Genomic DNA, 19,413 nt, shown 5'->3' on the forward strand with positions numbered 1-19,413 from the left:
CGCCACCCCCGCCCCCACACCCAGCGACACAACAACACCCGTCACGGAAGCAACCGCCGCGCCGACCGAGACTCCCCCCGTCTTCGCCTCCAACGAGGAGGCCCTGGCAGCAGCGGAGACTTTCTATCGGTCGTATCAAGGAATGGCCAACACAATTTCGCACGAGGGAGGAATAGGCCCTCAACGAATTGCCGCTTTCGTAACCACTGACATGCTGGCCGGGGAAATTGCATCATTCGAGCGACTGACGCAGAACGGCATCCATCTTGTCGGCGATCTCGCCTTCGATTCCATGAGCCTTCAGTCTGCAGATCTCATCGCAGGATCGCTCGTGCTCTACATGTGCCTCGATGTTTCCGCGACGGATGTAGTCGATGTCGCTGGTGCATCAATCGTGCCTTCCGATCGCAGATCACGTCATCCCCTCCAAGTGGCTTTGACGCAGGATGCTAAAGCCAATCGTCTCCTTCTAGAGAAATCGGAACTATGGACCGGCGCAGACTTTTGTTAGTGATTTCCGCCTTCTCGATTGGACTTGCCATAGTGGGCCCGAATTCCGTGTTCGCCATGTTGCAGGTGCCAGCGGCACAGCTTGTATCCTCGATGGGCTTGAGCGCGAACCTTCCAGCGAACGAGGAACCGGCTCAAGGAGTAGTCAATGGTGCTGGCGTTGACGTTTCCGTCGGGACAGTAGGAGCGTCCGGGGCAAGTGACTCGGGCGGATCCGGCAGCAGCAACGGGTCGGCCACTCCCGCCGAACAACCCGTTTGCCCCGGCGGCGACCCCCGCAAACTCGGACTCGAATCACTCCCCCTGGGTAACTGCACCTTCCTCCCCTGGGTCAACCCCAACATCCTGGCCACCCCCTGCACCGTCTGCTCCCCCGCCACCATCGTGCGCGTCTCCGACCTGCAAAACTTCCCCGCCTACCCCACCCCCACCGGCATGGAACCCAGCGGCTGGGCCATCATCGGACTCGCTGCGAATTTCTGGGCCGGAGCATCCGCCCAACTCGGCGACGGACTCCTCCTCGGCCAACCCGCCCAAGTCATGTTCACCCCGATCGGCTACCACTGGACCTACGGCGACGGCGCCACCATTTCGACCGCGACCGGCGGCGCCAGCTGGGAAGCCCTCGGCCTCACCGAATTCACCCCCACCCCCACCAGCCACACCTACACCGAAAAGGGCACCTACACCGTCACCCTCACCGTCGACTACCGAGCCGACTACAGCTTCGGCGACCAAGGCTGGCGACCCGTCGAAGGAACCGTCACCGTGCCCTCCGCCCCGTTCACCGTCGTCGCAGNCCACGGCCGCGCCGGCGTCCAATCGCCACGAAGCAATCCGGTTATCTGTGCAGGGCCGGCACGATCAGGTAGACGCCATACAGCACGGCCAGGCCGCAGAGCACGAAGCAGGCGTAGCCGGCGAACAACGCCAGGCGTTTCATCCCGGACGTGAGCGGGTTCGCCGCAGCCGCCTTCCGCGCGCGTTTGAGCTGCTTAGCGGCCTTCTTCGGCGTCAGCACGGTGATCGCCCCGGTGAACTCGAGCGGGTCGACCAGGGGGATGCGTCCGGCCGTGGTGAGCAGGCGCAGGCCGAGGGAGTAGAGGCTCACGAGTAGCGCCGCTGAAAACAGTGACGCTACGGAGACGATGAGAAATGCGCTCCAGTCGATCACAGTGAGACCTTCTTACGGTCGCGGCGGGAGGGACGACGCGGTGTCTTCCTAATGTTGACCACCCGTCCGGCATCGTCGATGTCGTTGAGCAGGGTGTGGTGCGTGACCCGGTTGCGCCGCGACCAACGGAACAGCGCCATGATCACGATGGTTCCGATCACCATGTCGAGCACGATGCCGATCGGCCCCAGCAGGGCGAGCCCGGCCGCGAAGGCGCCCATGATCGCCGAAGCCGGCAGGGTCATGACCCAGCCGAGAGCGATGCGGCCGGCCATGCCCCAGCGAATGGTCGAGCCGCGGCGACCGAGCCCGGAACCGATCACCGAACCGGAAGCGACCTGCGTGGTGGAGAGTGCGAATCCAAGATGGCTCGAGGCGAGGATCGTGGCCGCGGTGCTGGTTTCAGCGGCGAACCCCTGCGCCGGCTTGATCTCGGTCAGGCCGGCGCCCATGGTGCGAATAATGCGCCAGCCACCGGTGTAGGTACCGATCGCGATCGCGAGCGCGCACGCGGCGATGACCCAGAAGGTGGGGCCAGTGCCGACGGCCTGGAAACCACCGGCGATGAGGGTCAGGGTGATCACTCCCATGGTCTTCTGGGCGTCGTTGGTGCCGTGCGCCAGGGCGACCAGTGACGAGGAGAAGATCTGCGCGTACCGGAACCCGCCGCGGCCGTCTGGTTTGCCGACGTCCCGCCGGGTGATCATGTACGCCAGACGGGTCGCGACGAGGGCGACGATCCCGGCGATCAGTGGTGCGATCAGCGCTGGCAGAATCACCTTCGCGGCGACGACGTTGTAGTCGACGGCCTGAGAGCCAACGCCGATGACGGTCGCCCCGATCAGCCCGCCGAACAGCGCGTGGCTCGAGCTCGACGGGAGCCCCATCAGCCAGGTGACCAGGTTCCAGACGATCGCGCCGATCAGGCCGGCGAAGATGAGCTCTGGGGTGATCAGCACCCCGCCGTCGCCCTCCTTGATGATGCCGCCCGACACGGTGCGGGCAACCTCGGTCGAGAGGAATGCACCGACCAGGTTGAGCAGAGCGGCGACACCAACCGCGACTTTTGGTTTCATGGCCCCGGTCGCGATCGGGGTGGCCATGGCGTTCGCCGTGTCGTGAAAACCGTTGGTGAAGTCGAAGATGAGCGCCAGAGCAATCACCAGAACGATGATGAGGCTGAAGTCAGGCACGAGACACCACGCTTTCCAGGTCGGCGCCGAAGGTGAAGGTGGCGCGAACCGGTACGCCGGCGAGCACTCCCGGCAACCAGTACCGGGCATCGTCCCACATCTCATCGACCGGCAGACTCTGTACGTCCCACCAGACCGGGTTCAGCTCGTTCGATTCCCGCGGGGTGCCCGACCATTCGTCACAGACGAACACGGTCGACTCCTGGCTCCACTCCTCGCGGTGCGGAAACAGGTAGGTGAGATATCCCAGTTCGGTCAGAGCGGATGCCGCCACCACGAGACCGGACTCTTCCGCGATTTCGCGCACCGCCGCATCCACTGCACTTTCCCCGATTTCCAGCTTGCCGCCGAGACCGACGATGTTGCCAACGCCGAGGCCTTTCTTCTTGCGCCCCAGCAGTACCTGCCGGTTGCCTTCGGAAGATAGTCGCGTGAGGTAGCACACGCATACCTGGGGCAAAGTCATTGGTTCATCTTAATACTCGTTGCACGGAAGGCTCGTTCGGCAGAAGGCCCCGGAGTGGATTCTAAGGCGGCTCCGATAAGGTAAATTCATGGACTTTGTACCCGCTTCCGGAACCATCACCATGTTCACGACCGACTGGTGCGGCTACTGCAAACGATTGAAGAAGCAGCTCGATACCGCCGGGATCGGCTACACCGAGGTGAACATTGAGCGAGTTGACGGTACTCCCGAACTCGTGATGAGCCTGAACAACGGGAACCAGACGGTGCCCACAATTCTCTACCCAGACGGCTCCGCCGCGACGAACCCGTCGCTGTCTCAGGTTCAGGCGAAACTCGCCTGACGCTCCTCCCGGCACTTGTTTGAGAAGCTGGCACTGGTTCGAACACGTGCGAACCGCTCAACCGCGTGCCACGAGTTGGGTTAGCCGAACAGTACGGCGGCCTCGTCGTACCGGGCCGGTGACACCCGCTTCAGGCCGATAGTGGCCGAAGCGATGCTCACTACGTCGATCTCAGTGCCGCGCAGCGACACCATCGATCCCCACTGCGAATTGTGGATGGCGTCGACCGCTGCCATGCCGAGGCGGGTGGCGAGCACGCGATCGTACGCCGAGGGGGCGCCACCACGCTGGGTGTGACCGAGAACGGTGGCGCGACTTTCGATGCCGGTGCGTTCCTCGATGAGCGGCGCGATGATCTCGCTGATTCCACCGAGGCGTGGGCGGTGAAAAGCGTCGAGGCCTTTGGTCGAGTGTGCCTCCTGCATGCCCGAGAGCAGAAAGCCCTCTGACACGACGATGACCGGGGCCCGGCCGCGATCCCGCACGTGCTCAACCCAGTCACAGATCTGCTCGATGGACTTGGGCTGCTCGGGAATGAGGATGGCGTGGGCGCCCCCGGCCATGCCGGAGTGCAGCGCGATCCAGCCGACGTGGCGTCCCATGACCTCGACGACCATGCAGCGGCCGTGGGACTCGGCGGTGGTGCGCAGGCGGTCGATCGCCTCCGTGGCGATCTCTACGGCGGTGTTGAAGCCGAACGAGTAGTCGGTGGCCTCGAGGTCGTTGTCGATGGTCTTGGGAACACCGACAATGTTCAGTCCGGCCTCGGTGAGGCGGTGCGCCGCGGTGAGGGTGCCCTCGCCGCCGATCGCTATCACGGCGTCGATTCCGTTGGCGTCGAGGGTGCGCTGAATGTTCTCAGGGCCGCCGTTCTCGCCCTCGAAGGGATTGGTTCGGGAGCTGCCGAGGATGGTGCCGCCCTGGCGCGACAGGCCGCGCACGCTGTGCCGATCGAGCGGCATGAATTCGTTCTGCACGAGCCCGCGCCAACCGTTGCGGATGCCGATGAATTCGAAGTCGTGCGTGCGCACGCCCTTGAGCACGGCGCCGCGAATGACCGCGTTGAGTCCGGGGCAGTCGCCGCCGCTGGTGAGAATTCCGATCTTCATGGCTGGCCGATCTTGATAGCGGGACGAGTCGTGTCGTACGGATCATGTCGTAACCTGCGCTCGGTCACAATTATGTTCTTACAAGGGCGCTCCGACAATCATGGTGCCTGCAGTGGGGTCGACTCAAATCGGTCGAATCGCACCAGAGCATCTGGTCGCTTTACAGCTTTCCGTCCAGAGCCTGCGTGAGAACGTAGATGAGGGCACTCGCCTGCACCGAATCGGCCGCCGAATACTCCTCCTGCGAACCGTCGAGGGCGCGCGCTGCGAGACCCTGCTTACTGCCGATCAGGTCGGCGATGCGCGCGTCGATGGTGTGCGCGGCAATGATTCGCCAGGCGGTGACCGGCTCGTCCTGGCCGATGCGGTGCACCCGGTCGATGGCCTGCGTCTGTTCGGCCGCCGTCCAGCTCAGCTCGGCGAGCACGACGTTCGACGCGGCCTGCAGGTTGACGCCGACACCGGCTGCGGTGAGCGAGCACACCGCGATGGCGACGTCGGGATCGTTGTTGAACGAGTCGATCGCGGCCTGGCGGGCCAGCGCGCTCTGGTCGCCGCGTAGGGAGACCGTGCGCAGGTCGCGTTTGGCGAAGATCTCTTCTGCCGTGTCCATGACGTCGATGTGCTTGGCGAAGAACACGACCTTGCCGACCGAGCGGGCCAACTGCGCGGCGTAGTCCGCCGCGAGACCGGCCTTGGCCTGGCCGATCTTGCGCACCATCGTGAAGACGTTTTCCCCGGTGGTCTGGCCTTTGGAATCTTCGAGTTCGGCGTGGGCGACGGCGCGAATGTAGGCATCCCGCTGATCTTCGTCGGGGACAGCCGGACCGCCGGAGCCGGCATGCCGGGCGGCGACGAGCGCCTGATAGCGGGTGACCAGGCGGGCGCCAAGTTCACGTTCGGCCTGGCGGATGGAACGGCCGAGATCGTCGTCGAGCTCGACCGGCAGGTCGGCGATGCGCTTGGCCGGCAAGTCGGCGGCCACGTCGACTTTGCGGCGACGCACGATGCCCATGTCGATGACGGCGGCGCGGGCTTCTTTGTAGAAGCCCACGTCGGCTGGGTTCAGCCCCGTCTCTTCCAGGCGTTTCAGCAGCGCGGGCGCTGGCTTGTCCCCGTCGATCCAGCCGAGGAACTGCCAGATGGCACGAAAGTCGTCGACGTCGTTGATGAGGGGGGTTCCGGTGAGCGCCATCAGTAGCGGGTTACCGCCCGGGGTGCGGCGCCGAATCTGCTCGGCGAGCGAGAGCACGTGCTTGGACCGTTGGGACGACAGGTTCTTGATGAAGTGCGCCTCGTCGACGACCATGCCTTTGAAGCCGAGCGTGCCGAGCCAGGCCAGGTGCCGGTCAAGTACGTCGTAGTTCACCACGACGACGTCGGCGAAAGCGTCGAGGGTGTCGCCGTCTCCGTGAATGACGGTGGCCCGCCGGTTCGGCGTCCACAGTTCCACCTCGCGGGCCCAGTTCATTTTCACCACGTTGGGCACGATGGCCAGCAACGGGTAGGCGTTGGCAACGGATGCTGCCAGCAGGCTTTGCGCGGTTTTGCCGAGGCCTGGCTCGTCGGCGAGCAGGTAGCTGCGGTGCCCCAGCCTGGCGCTCTCAATGAAGCGGGCCTGGTGGCGCATGAGTTCCATGCCGTTCGGTGACAGCCGGTCGAGGCGGGGCGCCTCCGGCATGTCCATGCTGGCCGCCTGTCCGCCTGAACCGTACTCGAACGATTTGAAGAGCGGGCCGAGCAGTTCCCAGTTGGCGAGCCGGCGCGGGTGCACGATCGGTTGGGCGGCAGCGCTGAAGTCGGGGGCGAGGAACGGGTTGGCCAGTTGTCTGGCCTTGACGGACTGCGGGATGACCTGGTTCTGCAGCACGACCGCTGCCGCTTCGGGCTCCCGGGTGATGATGAGTTCGTCGGGGCTCAGCTCGGCTCCCGATTCGATCAGCCAGTCCCGACGAAAGCGCTGGGCCACGGTCGACACGCCGGCGTCGGGCTCGAGCAGTGTGATCAGGCTGGTGTCCCTGGCCGCGGTCTTGGCCAGAATCTGGGCGATGCCGTCGAGGCGTTTGAGCAGCTCTGCTCGGTTCGCGTCGGAGAGCTCTTTGTCGCCCTTGACCCGGGCTCGTTCTTCGCGCATGAGCAGGGCGATGACCTGATACTTGGTGCGGTTGGTTGGCCCAAGCTTGGTGCCGGACTGCGCCTTGGCCTCAACCTCGCGCACCTTGCGCGCCAGAATCGGAATGATCGGCGCGTCGTCGTCGCGGGAACGCGGATGCGCACGGTTGCGGCTGGCTCCATTACGGCCGAGGTTGTTCCGGCTGCCCGAGGCATCGGTGCGGGTATAAGCCATTGTTCTCCACTTCGAAGCAGCACGGTACGGGTACCGGCTGTACCTGTCCACGTGTGCCGGTCACGGCATTCTGGTGTTACCGGAACGCTGCATTCCACTTATCATTCCCGCGGTGTCAAACCACACGGTGCAGAAATAATCGATTTGAGAAACACAGCACGGGCCCTGATCATGACGTCAAACCCAAAGTCAAACGGATGCTGTCGCAGCGGCGGTGCCGTTGAATCACCCGATCAAGGGGTGATGACATCGAATGCGAGCGCACAGTAGAGACCTGACCCGGTTCTCAACGCGCTTGTAGTCTACGCCTTCGTTCATTCCTTGCGAACCGGCACCTTGGTGCGCAGACCGACGATGATGAAAACGATGGCAGCGATGAACTGCGCCGAAACCCAGCCCTGCCCGCTGAGGTCGAGGATCACGACCGGGTTCCACAGCACGGCCATCGGAACAAGGCCGATCAGCCAGTACCAGGACCGGGCCTGGATCACAAAAACGCAGATGATGAGCGCGAGGATGCTGACCGCGTAGCGGATGATGATGAAGCTCTCGCTCTCGAGGAGTGCCAGTCCGGCGAGCAGAACGATGGCGCCGAGCAGCCCCGGTGCGAGTGCCGAACGGGTGAAGGTCGGTTCGGCTGGTGTGCCCATTACCCGAGCCATCAGACGCCCCCTCCGCCGCCGCCGCCGCCACCGCCACCGGAGAAGCCACCACCGCCGCCGCCAGAACTCGATGAGCTCGCGGCGCTGCCCGACCAGGACGCGCTCGTGGCGGTCGAAAACGTGCTGATCGCACCGGCGAAGTAGGCCGCCTGGAACATTCCAGACCCAAAATACCAGTCGGGCTGCGTGTTGCTTTCGGCGTAATACTGGCTGAGAACGCCGGACCAGTCCTTCTCCTGCCCGAACAGAACGGCCAGGGGCAGCACTCGTTCGTAGAGTTTCACGATCTGCACGGAGGGGGCATCCGCTGTATCGGTGCCCTGGGTCAGATCGGGGCGTGAATTCTCCGGCCGATACACGGAGCGCACGGCTCCCTCCGGACTCTGCAATACTCGCAGCCGATCGGCTTCAGCCAGACCTATATACAACTTGACGCCCTTCAGATAGTCACGGAGCTCAGCGCCGCTTTCGGTCAGCGGTCGCAGATTACCGGCGAACACGAACGTGCCCACCGCGCTGATGATCGCGACGGCGATGAACAACAACGGCCACCAACCGCCCACAACGGTGATGACGGCGCCGAGGCTTCCCACCAGTGCCACACCGGCACCGACGACCGCGAGCAAAAACAGCCAGAACCGCAGGCCGTCGTTCTTCTTCTCCCGCAGGCCCAGCCGCAACGATTGCGCTCTGGCAGCCAGGCGCTCCTTCTGCAGCGCCTTGCTCAAAGAGATGCTCTTCTTCTTCAGGTCTCGCTGGTCGCCGGCCTGCAGACCGGGGAACAGCTTGCCGAGAATACGACTCTCGGTCTCATCGACCCCGTGTGCGTGCACGAATTCGAGCAGAAAGTGGCTCTTCTTGTCGCCCGCTTCGAGAATGCGCACGTTGCCGCGCACCGCAAAGCTGATGAACTGGGCTGCCATCGCCTTGCTGGCTGTGCCGGTGACATCGCCGGAGGTGAGCAGGTTCACCCCCCGCGGCGGCAGATATTCGGCGATGATCGTGAAGCGGCCGGCGGCGCTCCGCCAACGCGTGGTCCGCAGCAGACCGGCGACGAGCGCCGTGAACAGGGTCACCAGTGCGCCGACCAGCCCCACGCTCGGTAGTGCGTTGGCGGTGAAGGAATCATCCCGCGGCACGAAGGTGCCCGGCTCGAACGGAACGACGACAGTGAGGGTTTCTCGCGCATCCAGATTGCTGGCGAGCGCGATCACGGCCGGCTGCGCCGACGAACCGACCACGCGGATGTCCTCACACGGTGTGCTGGAGCCTTCCGGTCCATGAAAACAGAGCGCCTGTCCTTGCAGCTGGTCGACCAGCTGCGGATCGAACCGCACGGTGGACGTGACCAGGCCGAAAGTTTGGTCCCACCCGGTGCCGTTCACGTCCCAGTAGAACTCTTCGGTGTTCGCGTCGGCGGGGTACAGCGTCACATTCGACTGCTCATAGGTGATCACGTAGGTCTGCGCACCGTGCACGAATTCGTCGGCGGCGATGGTCACGTCGAGAAATTCCTGCTCACGCTCCTCGCTCGTGGTCTCGGTGTCGAAACTGCGCGGTGCTCCGGTCTCATCGGTGACGCTGTCGATCACGATATCGGTCGGGTGGCCCTGGTATCGCGTGGGGATCGCCCGGCGGATGCCGTGGTTCTGATCGATGTCTGGAAATCGGGCCACGATCGTTTCGACGGTGGTGAGCGTCGAGCGGCCGTCGGCGTCAAGCCCGAGCTCGTACTGCGCATCGAAGGACTCGAAGCTGAAGTCGTTGGCGTCGGAGCCCACCAGGCTGACGGCGCTGGTGTTCGCCGCTCCGGCAGCTGCGGCCTGCGCGGACGGAGCGAGCGCGAACACGGCTCCCCCGAAGACCAGCGCACCGAGGGTCAGAACAAGGGCAGGACGAACCGATCGGAGCATGACTCCACTCTACCGAGCGTGCGGCGCTCGAAACTCTGCCAGGCCCGGCCCGCTCGTATGCGGATCAGGCGTGCTGAATGGGAATGGACGTGGTCGACGGCGGGCGTTCGAACAGAATCTCCAGCCCGGGCTTCAGTTCGCTTAGCCAGGCCGCATAGCCAGCCGGATTCAGGTGCAGCCGGTCGATGCCGAGCGCCGGGTCGAGTTCGCCGTCGGGCAGGGCCAATGCCGGCCACAGATCGAGGTATTGCACGTGTTGGGTGGGGGCGTACTGCCAGATATGCCGGTTGATGGAGCGAATGATCGGGGCGAACTCCCGGTCGCGTGGCAGAACCGACTGAACCATGATGCGGGTTTCCGGTAGTGCGCGGCGCAGGGTGTGCAGGATGGTTTCAAGATTGCGCACGACATACTCGTCGGATTTGCGCCAGCCGAGATCGTTGGTTCCGACCCCGATGACGATGGCATCCGGCCGCAGCTCAATGACCTGATCCAGCTGTTCAATGACCTCGTCGGTGGTGTTTCCACTCAGCGCCAGATTGTGCACGTCGTGTTCGGGAAACCATTCGTCCCATTGACCGCCCGCAACGAGGCCGTCGCCCAAAAAGGCGAGAGAAACTGACATCGTGGCCTCCTACTCGTTTCCATCATGCCTCGAACCGGTGCGAGCCGCCAGAATTCTCAGACTATCCGCACGTTTTGTCCACAGAGCGGCCCGCCTCAGTCGCCCTTGGAGTGAGAAACTGTCGCGAGCGGATGCCCGGCCTCAGCTTCGCGTTCCACCGCCGCCGCCGCGGCGATCCGGGTAGCCATGCCCTCGAAGATGATGCCGTGGAACGGAAAGATGACCGCCCAGTACAGCCGGCCACCGAGGCCGCGGGGAAAGAAAATGGCACGCTGCCGGTAGACCGAGCCGCCGGCAACCGTTGGTGAGACGCTCATTTCCAGCCAGGCTCGACCCGGAACGCGCATTTCGGCGCGGAGTCGCAAGAAGCTGCCGTGGTCGATCTGTTCCACCCGCCAGAAGTCGAGCACCTCGCCGTTGTGCAGATGGTCGGGATTGCGGCGTCCGCGGCGCAGGCCCACGCCGCCGACGGCCTTGTCCATCAGGCCGCGCACCGCCCAGGCGAGCGGAAAGGAGTACCAGCCGTTTTCGCCGCCGATGCTCTCGATGACCCGCCAGAGGGCCGCCGGGTCGGCCGGGGTGGTCTTCTCGCGCAGGTCGGTGTAGACGGCGTGGCCGGCCCAGTCAGGGTCACTCGGCAGCGAGTTGCTCGACGCGCCCTCGATCGAGGAGTTGCGCCAGCTGGTCTCGACGTCGCCGTCGCGCATGCGGCCGAGCGCGAGGCGCACCGCACGTCGATAACCGGTGAGGCCGTCCTTCGGCTGCGGAATGAACTCGTCGATGTCACTCTCGCTCACGACACAGTCGTACTGCAGCGAGGCGATGATGGGGATGGCGAGGTTGCGCGGAATCGGCGTGACCAGGTTCACCCACTGTGAGGCCAGCCAGGGGGTGAGCACCGGCAGGGCGGCGATGGCTCGCTGCTTGAGGCCGGCCTCCAGGGCGTAGCCGTTCATCATCTGGCCGTAACGGAGCACGTCGGGTCCGCCGATGTCGAAGGTGCGGTTCACCTCGGGCGGCAGGTCGGCGGCGGCCTGAAGGTAGTACAGCACGTCGCGCACGGCGATCGGCTGGATTTTATTGCGCACCCACTTGGGTGCCGGCATGTACGGCAGCACGTCGGTCAGGTGGCGGATCATCTCGAACGAGGTCGAGCCGGAACCGATGACCACGCCGGCCTGGAAGGCAATGGTCGGCACACCGCTGGCGAGCAGGATACGGCCGACTTCCCGCCGGGAGTTGAGGTGGGGCGAGAGCGTTCCGGTCGAGGGGTGCAGCCCGCCAAGATAGACGATGCGCTCAACGTGGGCTGCGGCAGCGGCCTGTGCGACGTTCTGGGCGGCCAGGTGCTCGGTTTTCTCGAAGTCACCGGCCGCGCCCATCGAGTGCACGAGGTAGTACAGCACGTCGATGTCGACGCAGGCGCGCTGCACGGAGGCGAGGTCGCCGAGGTCCCCCTGCACGACCTCGACCTGGTCTGCCCACGGCACGTCACGCAGCTTCGACGGGGTGCGCACGAGCACCCGCACCGTGAAACCGGCCTCGAGGAGTTTGGGAACCAGGCGCCCCCCGATGTAGCCCGTTGCTCCGGTGACAAGTGCTCTGCGTAAGGTCATGCGGCGGAGCCTATCCCGTTCTCTTGACCCCCGGCTGAGTGTCGTCCCCGGGCGCGTTCAGAGAATCGCTTTGGTGTGCCAGACCGTCTTCAGCTCGGTGAAAGCGAGGATGCGGGACAGGGCCGGAGCCGCGGCATCCGCCCCGTTTTCGGGCGGGAGCACCCGCTTCAGGGTGTCAGCGGCGCTGATTTGCAGCTCCACCCAGTCGAGGTCGCCGGCACCGACCAGGTCGAGGGCGTTCACGTCGGCGTGGCTGGCCAGCCACGGGGCGATCTCGGCCGGGGAACCGGTCATGATGTTAACCACTCCGCCGGGCACGTCGCTCGTGGCGAGCACCTCGCCGAGGCTGATGGCCGAGAGCGGTGCGTTCTCGTTGGCGACGACGACAACCGTGTTGCCGGCCACCAGGGCCGGCGCGATGGCGCTGACCAGCCCCAGCAGCGATTCGCTGCCCTGCGGCGCGATGATCGCGACGACGCCGCTCGGTTCAGGCACCGAGAGGTTGAAGAACGGCCCGGAAACCGGGTTGGCGTTACCGGCGACCTGCACGTACTTGTCGGCCCAGCCGGCGTACCAGACCCAGCGGTCAATGGCCTCGTCAACCTGGGCGCTCGCGGCGGCGGCGTTCCCGCCCTCGCTGCTCATGATCTCGTCGATGAACTGCGCTCGGCGGCCTTCGAGCAGTTCGGCGATGCGATAGAGCACCTGGCCCCTGTTATAAGCCGTGGCACCGGCCCAGCCACCGAGGGCGCTGCGGGCGGCAACGACGGCGTCGCGGGCATCCTTGCGGCTGCCCTTGGCGGCATTGGCGAGAAAGTCGCCCTTGTGCGAGAGCACCTCGTAGACCCGGCCGGATTCACTGCGCGGGAATTTACCGCCGATGTAGAGCTTGTAGGTCTTGGGAATGGCGAGGCGGTTCACTTGGCGGCCTTCTCTGCGGATGCGGACTTCTTGCCGGCGGATGCGGACTTCTTGCTGACGGGTGTGACGCGGTCGGCGGCGGCGATCGACCGCGAGCCGGAGCGCACGGCGGGCTTGAGGTAGGCGGCGAGGCCGTGGCGGCCACCCTCGCGGCCGTAGCCGCTCTCTTTGTAGCCGCCGAACGGGCTGGACGGGTCGAACTGGTTGAAGGTATTCGCCCAGATGACGCCGGCGCGCAGTTTGTCGGCGACGGCGAGGATGCGGCTGCCCTTGTCGCTCCAGATGCCGGCCGAGAGGCCGTAGGGGGTGTTGTTGGCCTTGGCGATGGCCTCGGCCGGGGTGCGGAAGGTGAGCACGGAGAGCACCGGGCCGAAGATTTCGTCGCGGGCGATGCGGTGGCTGGTCGTGACGTTGGTGAAGATGGTCGGCGCGAACCAGAAGCCGTTCTCGGGGATGGCGCAGTCGGCGCTCCAACGTTCGGCGCCCTCTTGCTGGCCTCGCGCGGACAGTTCGCGGATGCGGGCGAGCTGTTCGGCGCTGTTGATGGCGCCGATGTCGGTGTTCTTGTCGAGCGGGTCGCCGAGGCGCAGGGTCTGCATGCGGCGTTTGAGCCGGTCGACGACGTCGTCGTGGATGCTTTCCTGCACGAGCAGGCGGCTTCCGGCACAGCAGACGTGGCCCTGGTTGAAGAAGATGCCGCGCACGATGCCCTCGACGGCCTGGTCGATCGGGGCGTCGTCGAAGACGATGTTGGCGCCCTTGCCGCCGAGTTCGAGGCTGAGCTTTTTCTCGGTTCCGGCGACCGAACGGGCGATCATTCGGCCGACCGAGGTCGAGCCGGTAAAGGCGACCTTATTGATCCCGGGGTGGTTGACGAGGGCCTGACCGGTGCTTCCGTCGCCGGTGATGATGTTCACCACCCCGGCCGGCAGATCCGCCTGCTGCAGGATCTCAGCAAACAGCAGAGCGGTGAGCGAGGTCGTCTCGGCGGGCTTGAGCACGACGGTATTTCCGGCAGCGAGCGCGGGGGCGATCTTCCAGGCCAGCATCATGAGCGGAAAATTCCACGGGATGACCTGGGCGGCGACGCCGAGCGAGGCCGGGTTGGGGCCCACTCCGGCGTGGTCGAGCTTGTCAGCCCAGCCGGCGTAGTAGAAGAACCAGGCCGCGACGAGCGGAATGTCGACGTCGCGGGTTTCTTTGATTGGCTTGCCGTTGTCGAGGGTTTCGGCGACGGCCAGTTCGCGGGCGCGTTCCTGCACCAGGCGGGCGATGCGAAACAGGTACTTGCCGCGGTCGCTTCCGGACAGACGCGACCAGACGCCGTCGTAGGCGTGCCGGGCGGCGGCGACGGCGTCGTCGACATCCGTTTCATTGGCGGTGGCGATCATCGCGATCCGTTGCTCGGTGGCCGGATTGATGCTCTGAAAGGGGGTACCGCGGCCGGCGGTGAAGTCACCGTTGATGAACAGGCCGTAGTCGCTTTTGAGGTTGAGCAGGGCCTGCGACTCGGGGGCCGGGGCGTAGTCGAGAAATTTCATGGTCGTTCCCTAGTCAATCGTCACGTAGTCGGGGCCGGAGTAGTGCCCGGTGGTCATCTTCTGGCGCTGCAGCAGCACGTCGTTCAGCAGGCTGGAGGCGCCGAAGCGGAACAGATGCGGCACGAGCCACTCCTCCCCCACGGTTTCGGCGACCGTCACGAGGTATTTGATGGCGTCTTTGGAGGTACGGATACCGCCGGCCGGCTTGACGCCGATGCGCACGCCGGTGAGTCGGTGCCAGTCGCGAACGACCTCGAGCATCGACAACGTCACCGGCAGCGTCGCGGCCGGGGCCACCTTTCCGGTGGAAGTCTTGATGAAGTCTGCGCCGGCGAGGATGGCCAGCCAGGAGGCGCGGCGCACATTGTCGTAGGTGTTCAGTTCGCCGGTTTCGAGAATCACCTTGAGGTGGGCGAGGGTTCCGTCGGCACGACGGCAGACCTCCTTGACGGCGACGATCTCGTCGTAGACCTGGCCGAACCGGCCGGCCAGAAAAGCACCGCGATCGATGACCATGTCGATCTCGTCGGCGCCGGCTGCGACGGCGTCGTGCACGTCGGCGAGCTTGACGGCGAGGGACGCTCGACCGCTCGGGAAAGCGGTCGCGACGGCGGCCACGTTGATTCCCTCTGTTCCACCGGCAGCGTGGGCCGAACCAAGCGCGGTGACGGCGGCGCCGACCATGTCTCCGTACACGCAGACGGCGGCGACACGGGGGCAGCCGGGATCGCCAGGGTCGGGAACGAGCGCTTTAGCGACGAGTGAACGCACCTTGCCGGGGGTGTCAGCGCCCTCGAGGGTGGTGAGGTCGATCAGTCCGATGATGGTGTCGATCGCCCAGCGTTTGGAGCTGGTCTTGATCGACCGGGTGCCGAGATCGGCGGCGCGAGCCTCGAGACCGACGGCGTCGATTCCGGGGATTCCGTGCAGGTACCGGCGCAGGTTGGCGTCGGTCGCTTCCCCGCCGATCAGCGCAAGGGCTCGCTGATCGGGCTGGTCGGCGGCCAATGGGCTGTTGGTCATGGGGTGTCCTTATCCTGAAGCAGTGCGTTCGCGGTGTCTTCGTCGGTCACCAGCACGGTGCACAGCCCATTACGCACGACGGCGCGGGCAATGGCGTGCTTGGTGTTTCCGGAGATGACCGCGATGGTGAGTGGGGCACGGCGCAACTGGTCGATCTGAATGCCGACTGTGCGCTCGTTGAGTTCCGGGTCGACGATGCGTCCGTGCTTGTCGATGTAGCGGCCGACGACGTCGCCGACGGCGCCCTTCGCCACGAGCTCGTTGATCTGCTCCACGGTCAGGTAGCCGCTGTCGACGAGGGCGGAATTCGCGTCAGCCTGACCGGCGCTGAAGACGTAGGCCTGGGCGTTGCGGGCCAGGGCGAGCACCCCGGCGATGGTGCGGTCGGCCTCCATCGCCTGCTTGGTTTCGAGGCGTTCGAAGATGGCGGGGCTCGGCAGCAGGGTGGCCGAACCGTCGGCTTTGTGCGCGATGGTCACCGCAGTGGATGCCGCGGTGCCGGTGCGTTGGTTCAGGCTGACGCCACCGTTGATCTGCACCACGTTCACCCCCGGCGCCCAGCCCTGTTTCAGGTGCAGGGAGACGTCGTGCAGGGTGCGCCCCCAGCTGATGCCGAGGGTGCGCGGAATCGGGCGCAGGCTGGTGAGATAGTCGGCGGCGGCCTGAGCAGTGCGCGACTGCAGCTCGGCGTCACTCGACACCCCGGCGGAGGAGACGACGATCGCGTCGGTAAGGCCGGTGGATTCGCGGAGGCGCCGTTCGATCGGCAGCCGGCGGGCGCGGGGGTGCACGATCTCGATGCGGATGAAACCGTTGGCCTTGGCGCTCGCGAGCAACCGGCCGACCTTCCAGCGGGTAAGGCGCAAAATGACGCCGATCTCGTCCTGGGTCTGGTTTTCTTCGTAGTACAACTCGGCGGCGCGGATGGACAGGAGTTCGTCGGTGTCGCTCATGGTGGTGTCGCGGTCCAATCGTTTGGGCCCAGCCTACGTCTCCCGGCCGCACGAATCAACAGTCGTAGGGATTATTGCTCATGTGAGCAAACCTGGGGCCCGAACGGGGGCCGGTGCTGGCGCCAGTACGATCGATGCATGAGCAGCACTGCCCGGCCCCGTTTCGTTCTCGCCGTTGATGTCGGCGGCACCAAGGTCGAGGCCGCCCTCGTGGATGATCGCGGCGTTGTACTCGGCTCCAGTCGTCGCCGGGCGGCGACCGGCGCGACCGCGTCGAGCGAGCGGCTCGCCGTCGCGGTCACGAGCGTGGTCAATGAGGCTCGCGCCTTGCTGCCGGTCGGCGCGGCCCTGATCGGGGTCGGAATCGGTTGCGCCGGGCCCATTCATCTGCGAGACGGAGCGGTGTCGCCGTTGAACCTGCCGGTGTGGCGTGAGTACCCCCTCAAACAGTTGGTCGCCGCGCTCGTGCCCAACCTGCCCGTGCGCCTGCGCATGGACGGGCTGTGCATCACCCTCGCCGAGCACTGGGTGGGCGCCGGGCAGGGCGTCGACAACCTCATGGGCATGATCGTGTCGACCGGCATCGGCGGCGGCCTCATTCTCGGCGGAGTGACCGCATCGGGGCCGACCGGCAACGCCGGCCATATCGGTCACATCGAGGTGGGTGGCTTTTCCGACGCCTGCGCCTGCGGCGGGGTCGGCTGCATCGAGGCGATCGCCTCCGGACCGAAAACCGTCGCCTGGGCTCGTCGGCAGGGATTCCCCGGCGAGTCGGGCGAAGACCTGGCCGAGGCCTACGCGGCCGCCGACCCAATCGCCGTCGCGGCCGTCGCGCGCAGCGGACGGGCACTCGGCCAGGCGATCGCCTCCGCCGCGACACTGCTCGACCTCGACCTCGTCGCCATCGGCGGCGGCTTCTCCAACGTCACTGGCGACCTGCTCGTGTTCGCGCGGGAGGCCATCGCGCAGCGTGTGCAGTTCGCCTACGCGACCCGGGTGCGGGTGGTGCCGTCAGCACTGTCGGGCGACGGCCCGCTCATCGGCGCCGCAGCGCTGATCCACCGCGCCAAACTGGTGCCCTGAGCTCGGGCTCTGCTCACGAAGGCCGAGCGTCAGCGCGAGCGGGCGACATCGTCCTCCAGCACGTGCGGACGACCGATCACGGCCCCGGCGATGATGATGGCCAGGGCACTGACCATCAGAAAGCCGAGCGGCCACCTCCACCCGCCGCTGAGCTCGTGCAGCAGGCCGACGATCAGCGGGCCCAGGGCGCCCAGGGTGTAGCCGACGCTCTGCACGAAGCTGCTCAGCGCGACGGCGCCGGCGTGGGTGCGGGTGCGCAGGTTGATGAGTACAAGAGCGAAGGGGAAGAACAGCGGGCCGAGGCCGGCCAGGCTGACCCACAGCCAGGTCAGGGTCTCTGGCACCAAGAACAGCCCGAGGTCGCCGGCTACGAACGCGAACACGCCGACGTAGACGAGCGGTCCCACGTTGGTCAGGCGCGCCGTGAGTACCGGAATGATCAGCGCGCACGGAATACCCATGCTGGCGTAGAGGGCCAGCAGCGTTCCGGCTTGCGCCGGACTGACCCCGGCGGTGTCGACGAGCAGTTGCGGCAGCCAGGCGAACATGGCGTAGGCGTTGAGCGACGAGGCCGCGAAAACGCCGGCGATCGCCCAAGCGATCGACGACGTCCACAGTCGACCCAGAATCGCGGCGTCAGCCTCCTCGACGACGGGGCCGGACAGACTCGCGGTGCGGTGCCGCACCAGCAGGGTGACCCAGGGAACCAGCGCGAACAGAGCAAGCAGCATCCACATGCCGAGCGACACGCGCCAGCTCGAGGCATCCGCTACCGGAACGGCGATCAGGGCCGGGATCAGGGTACTCAGCGAGAGCACGGTGACGTAGAGGCTCGTGACAAGCCCAACGCGGTCGGGGAAGTATTTCTTGACGAGCGGCGGCAGGAGTACATTACCGACGCCAAGCCCAGCGAAGGCGATGACGCTGCCGAGGATGAGCATGGTGAGCGAGCCGGACAGACCACGAGTGACGTGTCCGATCAGAATGGCCACGAGAGCGAGCACGAGCGGAACTTCCAAGCCGTGCCGGCGCGTGATCATGGGGGTGAATATGCCGAAGAAGGCGAAACACACCGGAGGAAGCATGCCGAGCACACCCAGAGAAATCGCACCGAGTGGAATATCGGCGTTCACCTCGGCCACGATCGGTGAGAGCGCGGCGACCGCGGTGCGCAGGTTCGCCGCGACCACGAGAAGCCCCAGCAGAGCCAGGCCCCGCCCCGGCAGCAGTCGACGCGAGACGGCGGTATTCACTCGGTCAGTCTAGGGCCAGGGCCGCGGCGCGTTCCCGCTGCACCTCGGCCGCGAGATTCCGCAGTTCGGGCCAGCGCTCAGCCGCGACAAGGCCAGGCAGGAGCATCGCCCACATCTCGGTGAGGCGTTGGTCGATGTCGCTGCGCCCGGTTAGCACGTCGGAGACGACCTGCACCCCCGTGAAGGCGGCCGTGAAAAAGGCCGCAGCCGCACACACGTCCAAGGTGGGAGTCACATCGCCCGCGGTGATTCCCCGGCGCAGGAATTCCTCACAGGTGACCATCCAGTCCAGATACGGCGCGGACACCGGCGTGGAGAAGTTGGCCGCTTCAATCGTTAGGCGCACCCCGGCGCTCACGATGAGGTCGTCGCGCAGCTGGCGAGCCAGCTCGTAGGACATGGAGATGAGGGCGCGCAGGCCGGGAACGTCGTTCTCGAGCAGCAGTTGACCGGCACCGACCGACTGCTCGTGCTGGGCGTCAATGATGGCGACCGCGAGCGCTTCCTTGGAATCGAAGTGGAAGTACAGTGCGCCCTTGGTGACCCCGGCGGCAGCGCTCACCTGAGCCAGGGACGTGCTGCCGTAGCCGCGCTGTTCGAACGCTGCCGCCGCGCCGCGGATTATCGCGGCGCGCGTTTCAATAGCTCGTGCTTGTTGTTGCATGGAACCCCCAGGAAAAA

The 19,413-nt window shown here is 65.7% G+C and carries 18 protein-coding genes; 3 read left to right on the forward strand and 15 right to left on the reverse strand.

Features of this window, described 5'->3' with window-relative positions; all coding sequences use genetic code 11:
- Positions 1-511 (forward strand): hypothetical protein (locus tag E3O25_RS00250; RefSeq protein WP_206750198.1); only part of this gene is annotated, 511 nt, incomplete at its 5' end.
- 840 nt (positions 512-1,351) lie between these two features.
- On the opposite strand, the gene E3O25_RS00255 is transcribed toward E3O25_RS00250, so the two are convergent.
- The 3 genes from E3O25_RS00255 to E3O25_RS00265 are packed head-to-tail and all read right to left on the reverse strand — an operon-like array spanning position 1,352 to position 3,343.
- The gene (locus E3O25_RS00255; RefSeq protein WP_092109610.1) at positions 1,352-1,684 is read right to left on the reverse strand and encodes a peptidase; all 333 of its coding nucleotides are present in this window, start codon (positions 1,682-1,684) and stop codon (positions 1,352-1,354) included.
- Positions 1,681-2,877, reverse strand: coding sequence for an inorganic phosphate transporter (locus E3O25_RS00260; protein ID WP_174721687.1), 1,197 nt, complete (start codon positions 2,875-2,877; stop codon positions 1,681-1,683). Before E3O25_RS00260 ends, E3O25_RS00255 begins: the two co-directional genes overlap by 4 nt.
- Positions 2,870-3,343, reverse strand: a complete 474-nt coding sequence (locus E3O25_RS00265) for an 8-oxo-dGTP diphosphatase (RefSeq protein WP_092109605.1) — start codon at positions 3,341-3,343, stop codon at positions 2,870-2,872. The genes E3O25_RS00260 and E3O25_RS00265 overlap by 8 nt, the downstream gene beginning before the upstream one ends.
- Before the next feature lie 88 nt (positions 3,344-3,431).
- Between E3O25_RS00265 and E3O25_RS00270 the strand changes: the two genes are divergently transcribed.
- Complete coding sequence (locus E3O25_RS00270; RefSeq protein ID WP_092109602.1) at positions 3,432-3,686, forward strand: mycoredoxin; 255 nt, start codon at positions 3,432-3,434, stop codon at positions 3,684-3,686.
- An 80-nt stretch (positions 3,687-3,766) separates the two neighbouring features.
- Here E3O25_RS00270 and E3O25_RS00275 read toward each other — a convergent pair whose 3' ends face one another.
- The 10 genes from E3O25_RS00275 to E3O25_RS00320 all read right to left on the reverse strand — a co-directional run bounded on the left by E3O25_RS00275 (position 3,767) and on the right by E3O25_RS00320 (position 16,414).
- Positions 3,767-4,795: a 6-phosphofructokinase gene (locus E3O25_RS00275; protein ID WP_092109600.1), complete on the reverse strand. Its 1,029-nt coding sequence runs from the start codon at positions 4,793-4,795 to the stop codon at positions 3,767-3,769.
- A gap of 160 nt (positions 4,796-4,955) precedes the next feature.
- Complete coding sequence (locus E3O25_RS00280) at positions 4,956-7,142, reverse strand: DEAD/DEAH box helicase (RefSeq protein ID WP_134360185.1); 2,187 nt, start codon at positions 7,140-7,142, stop codon at positions 4,956-4,958.
- Positions 7,143-7,456: 314 nt separating this feature from the next.
- Positions 7,457-7,792 carry a DUF6804 family protein gene (locus E3O25_RS00285; protein WP_241983817.1) on the reverse strand — a complete coding sequence of 112 codons (336 nt, stop codon included), beginning with the start codon at positions 7,790-7,792 and terminating at the stop codon, positions 7,457-7,459.
- A gap of 11 nt (positions 7,793-7,803) precedes the next feature.
- Positions 7,804-9,717, reverse strand: coding sequence for a DUF2207 domain-containing protein (locus E3O25_RS00290; protein ID WP_134360186.1), 1,914 nt, complete (start codon positions 9,715-9,717; stop codon positions 7,804-7,806).
- Positions 9,718-9,781: 64 nt separating this feature from the next.
- Positions 9,782-10,342 carry a GDSL-type esterase/lipase family protein gene (locus tag E3O25_RS00295; protein ID WP_092109592.1) on the reverse strand — a complete coding sequence of 187 codons (561 nt, stop codon included), beginning with the start codon at positions 10,340-10,342 and terminating at the stop codon, positions 9,782-9,784.
- 95 nt (positions 10,343-10,437) lie between these two features.
- Entirely contained in the window at positions 10,438-11,958 is a 1,521-nt protein-coding gene (locus tag E3O25_RS00300; protein ID WP_092109590.1) for an SDR family oxidoreductase, read from the reverse strand.
- A 57-nt stretch (positions 11,959-12,015) separates the two neighbouring features.
- The gene (locus tag E3O25_RS00305) at positions 12,016-12,879 is read right to left on the reverse strand and encodes an aldehyde dehydrogenase (RefSeq protein WP_092109588.1); all 864 of its coding nucleotides are present in this window, start codon (positions 12,877-12,879) and stop codon (positions 12,016-12,018) included.
- Complete coding sequence (locus E3O25_RS00310) at positions 12,876-14,420, reverse strand: aldehyde dehydrogenase family protein (protein WP_134360187.1); 1,545 nt, start codon at positions 14,418-14,420, stop codon at positions 12,876-12,878. The genes E3O25_RS00305 and E3O25_RS00310 overlap by 4 nt, the downstream gene beginning before the upstream one ends.
- A gap of 9 nt (positions 14,421-14,429) precedes the next feature.
- Entirely contained in the window at positions 14,430-15,443 is a 1,014-nt protein-coding gene (gene deoC / locus E3O25_RS00315; protein ID WP_092109582.1) for a deoxyribose-phosphate aldolase, read from the reverse strand.
- Positions 15,440-16,414: a sugar-binding transcriptional regulator gene (locus tag E3O25_RS00320; RefSeq protein ID WP_241988458.1), complete on the reverse strand. Its 975-nt coding sequence runs from the start codon at positions 16,412-16,414 to the stop codon at positions 15,440-15,442. The genes deoC and E3O25_RS00320 overlap by 4 nt, the downstream gene beginning before the upstream one ends.
- Positions 16,415-16,534: 120 nt before the next feature.
- Here E3O25_RS00320 and E3O25_RS00325 point away from each other — a divergent pair, with 120 nt between their 5' ends.
- Positions 16,535-17,479, forward strand: coding sequence for an ROK family protein (locus E3O25_RS00325; RefSeq protein WP_092109580.1), 945 nt, complete (start codon positions 16,535-16,537; stop codon positions 17,477-17,479).
- Positions 17,480-17,508: 29 nt separating this feature from the next.
- Here E3O25_RS00325 and E3O25_RS00330 read toward each other — a convergent pair whose 3' ends face one another.
- Positions 17,509-18,732, reverse strand: coding sequence for an MFS transporter (locus E3O25_RS00330; protein WP_134360188.1), 1,224 nt, complete (start codon positions 18,730-18,732; stop codon positions 17,509-17,511).
- Positions 18,733-18,736: 4 nt separating this feature from the next.
- Entirely contained in the window at positions 18,737-19,396 is a 660-nt protein-coding gene (locus E3O25_RS00335) for a ScbR family autoregulator-binding transcription factor (RefSeq protein WP_134360189.1), read from the reverse strand.
- Positions 19,397-19,413 lie beyond the last annotated feature (17 nt).

Source organism: Cryobacterium sp. TMT1-3, assembly GCF_004402315.1.
GTDB lineage: Bacteria > Actinomycetota > Actinomycetes > Actinomycetales > Microbacteriaceae > Cryobacterium > Cryobacterium luteum.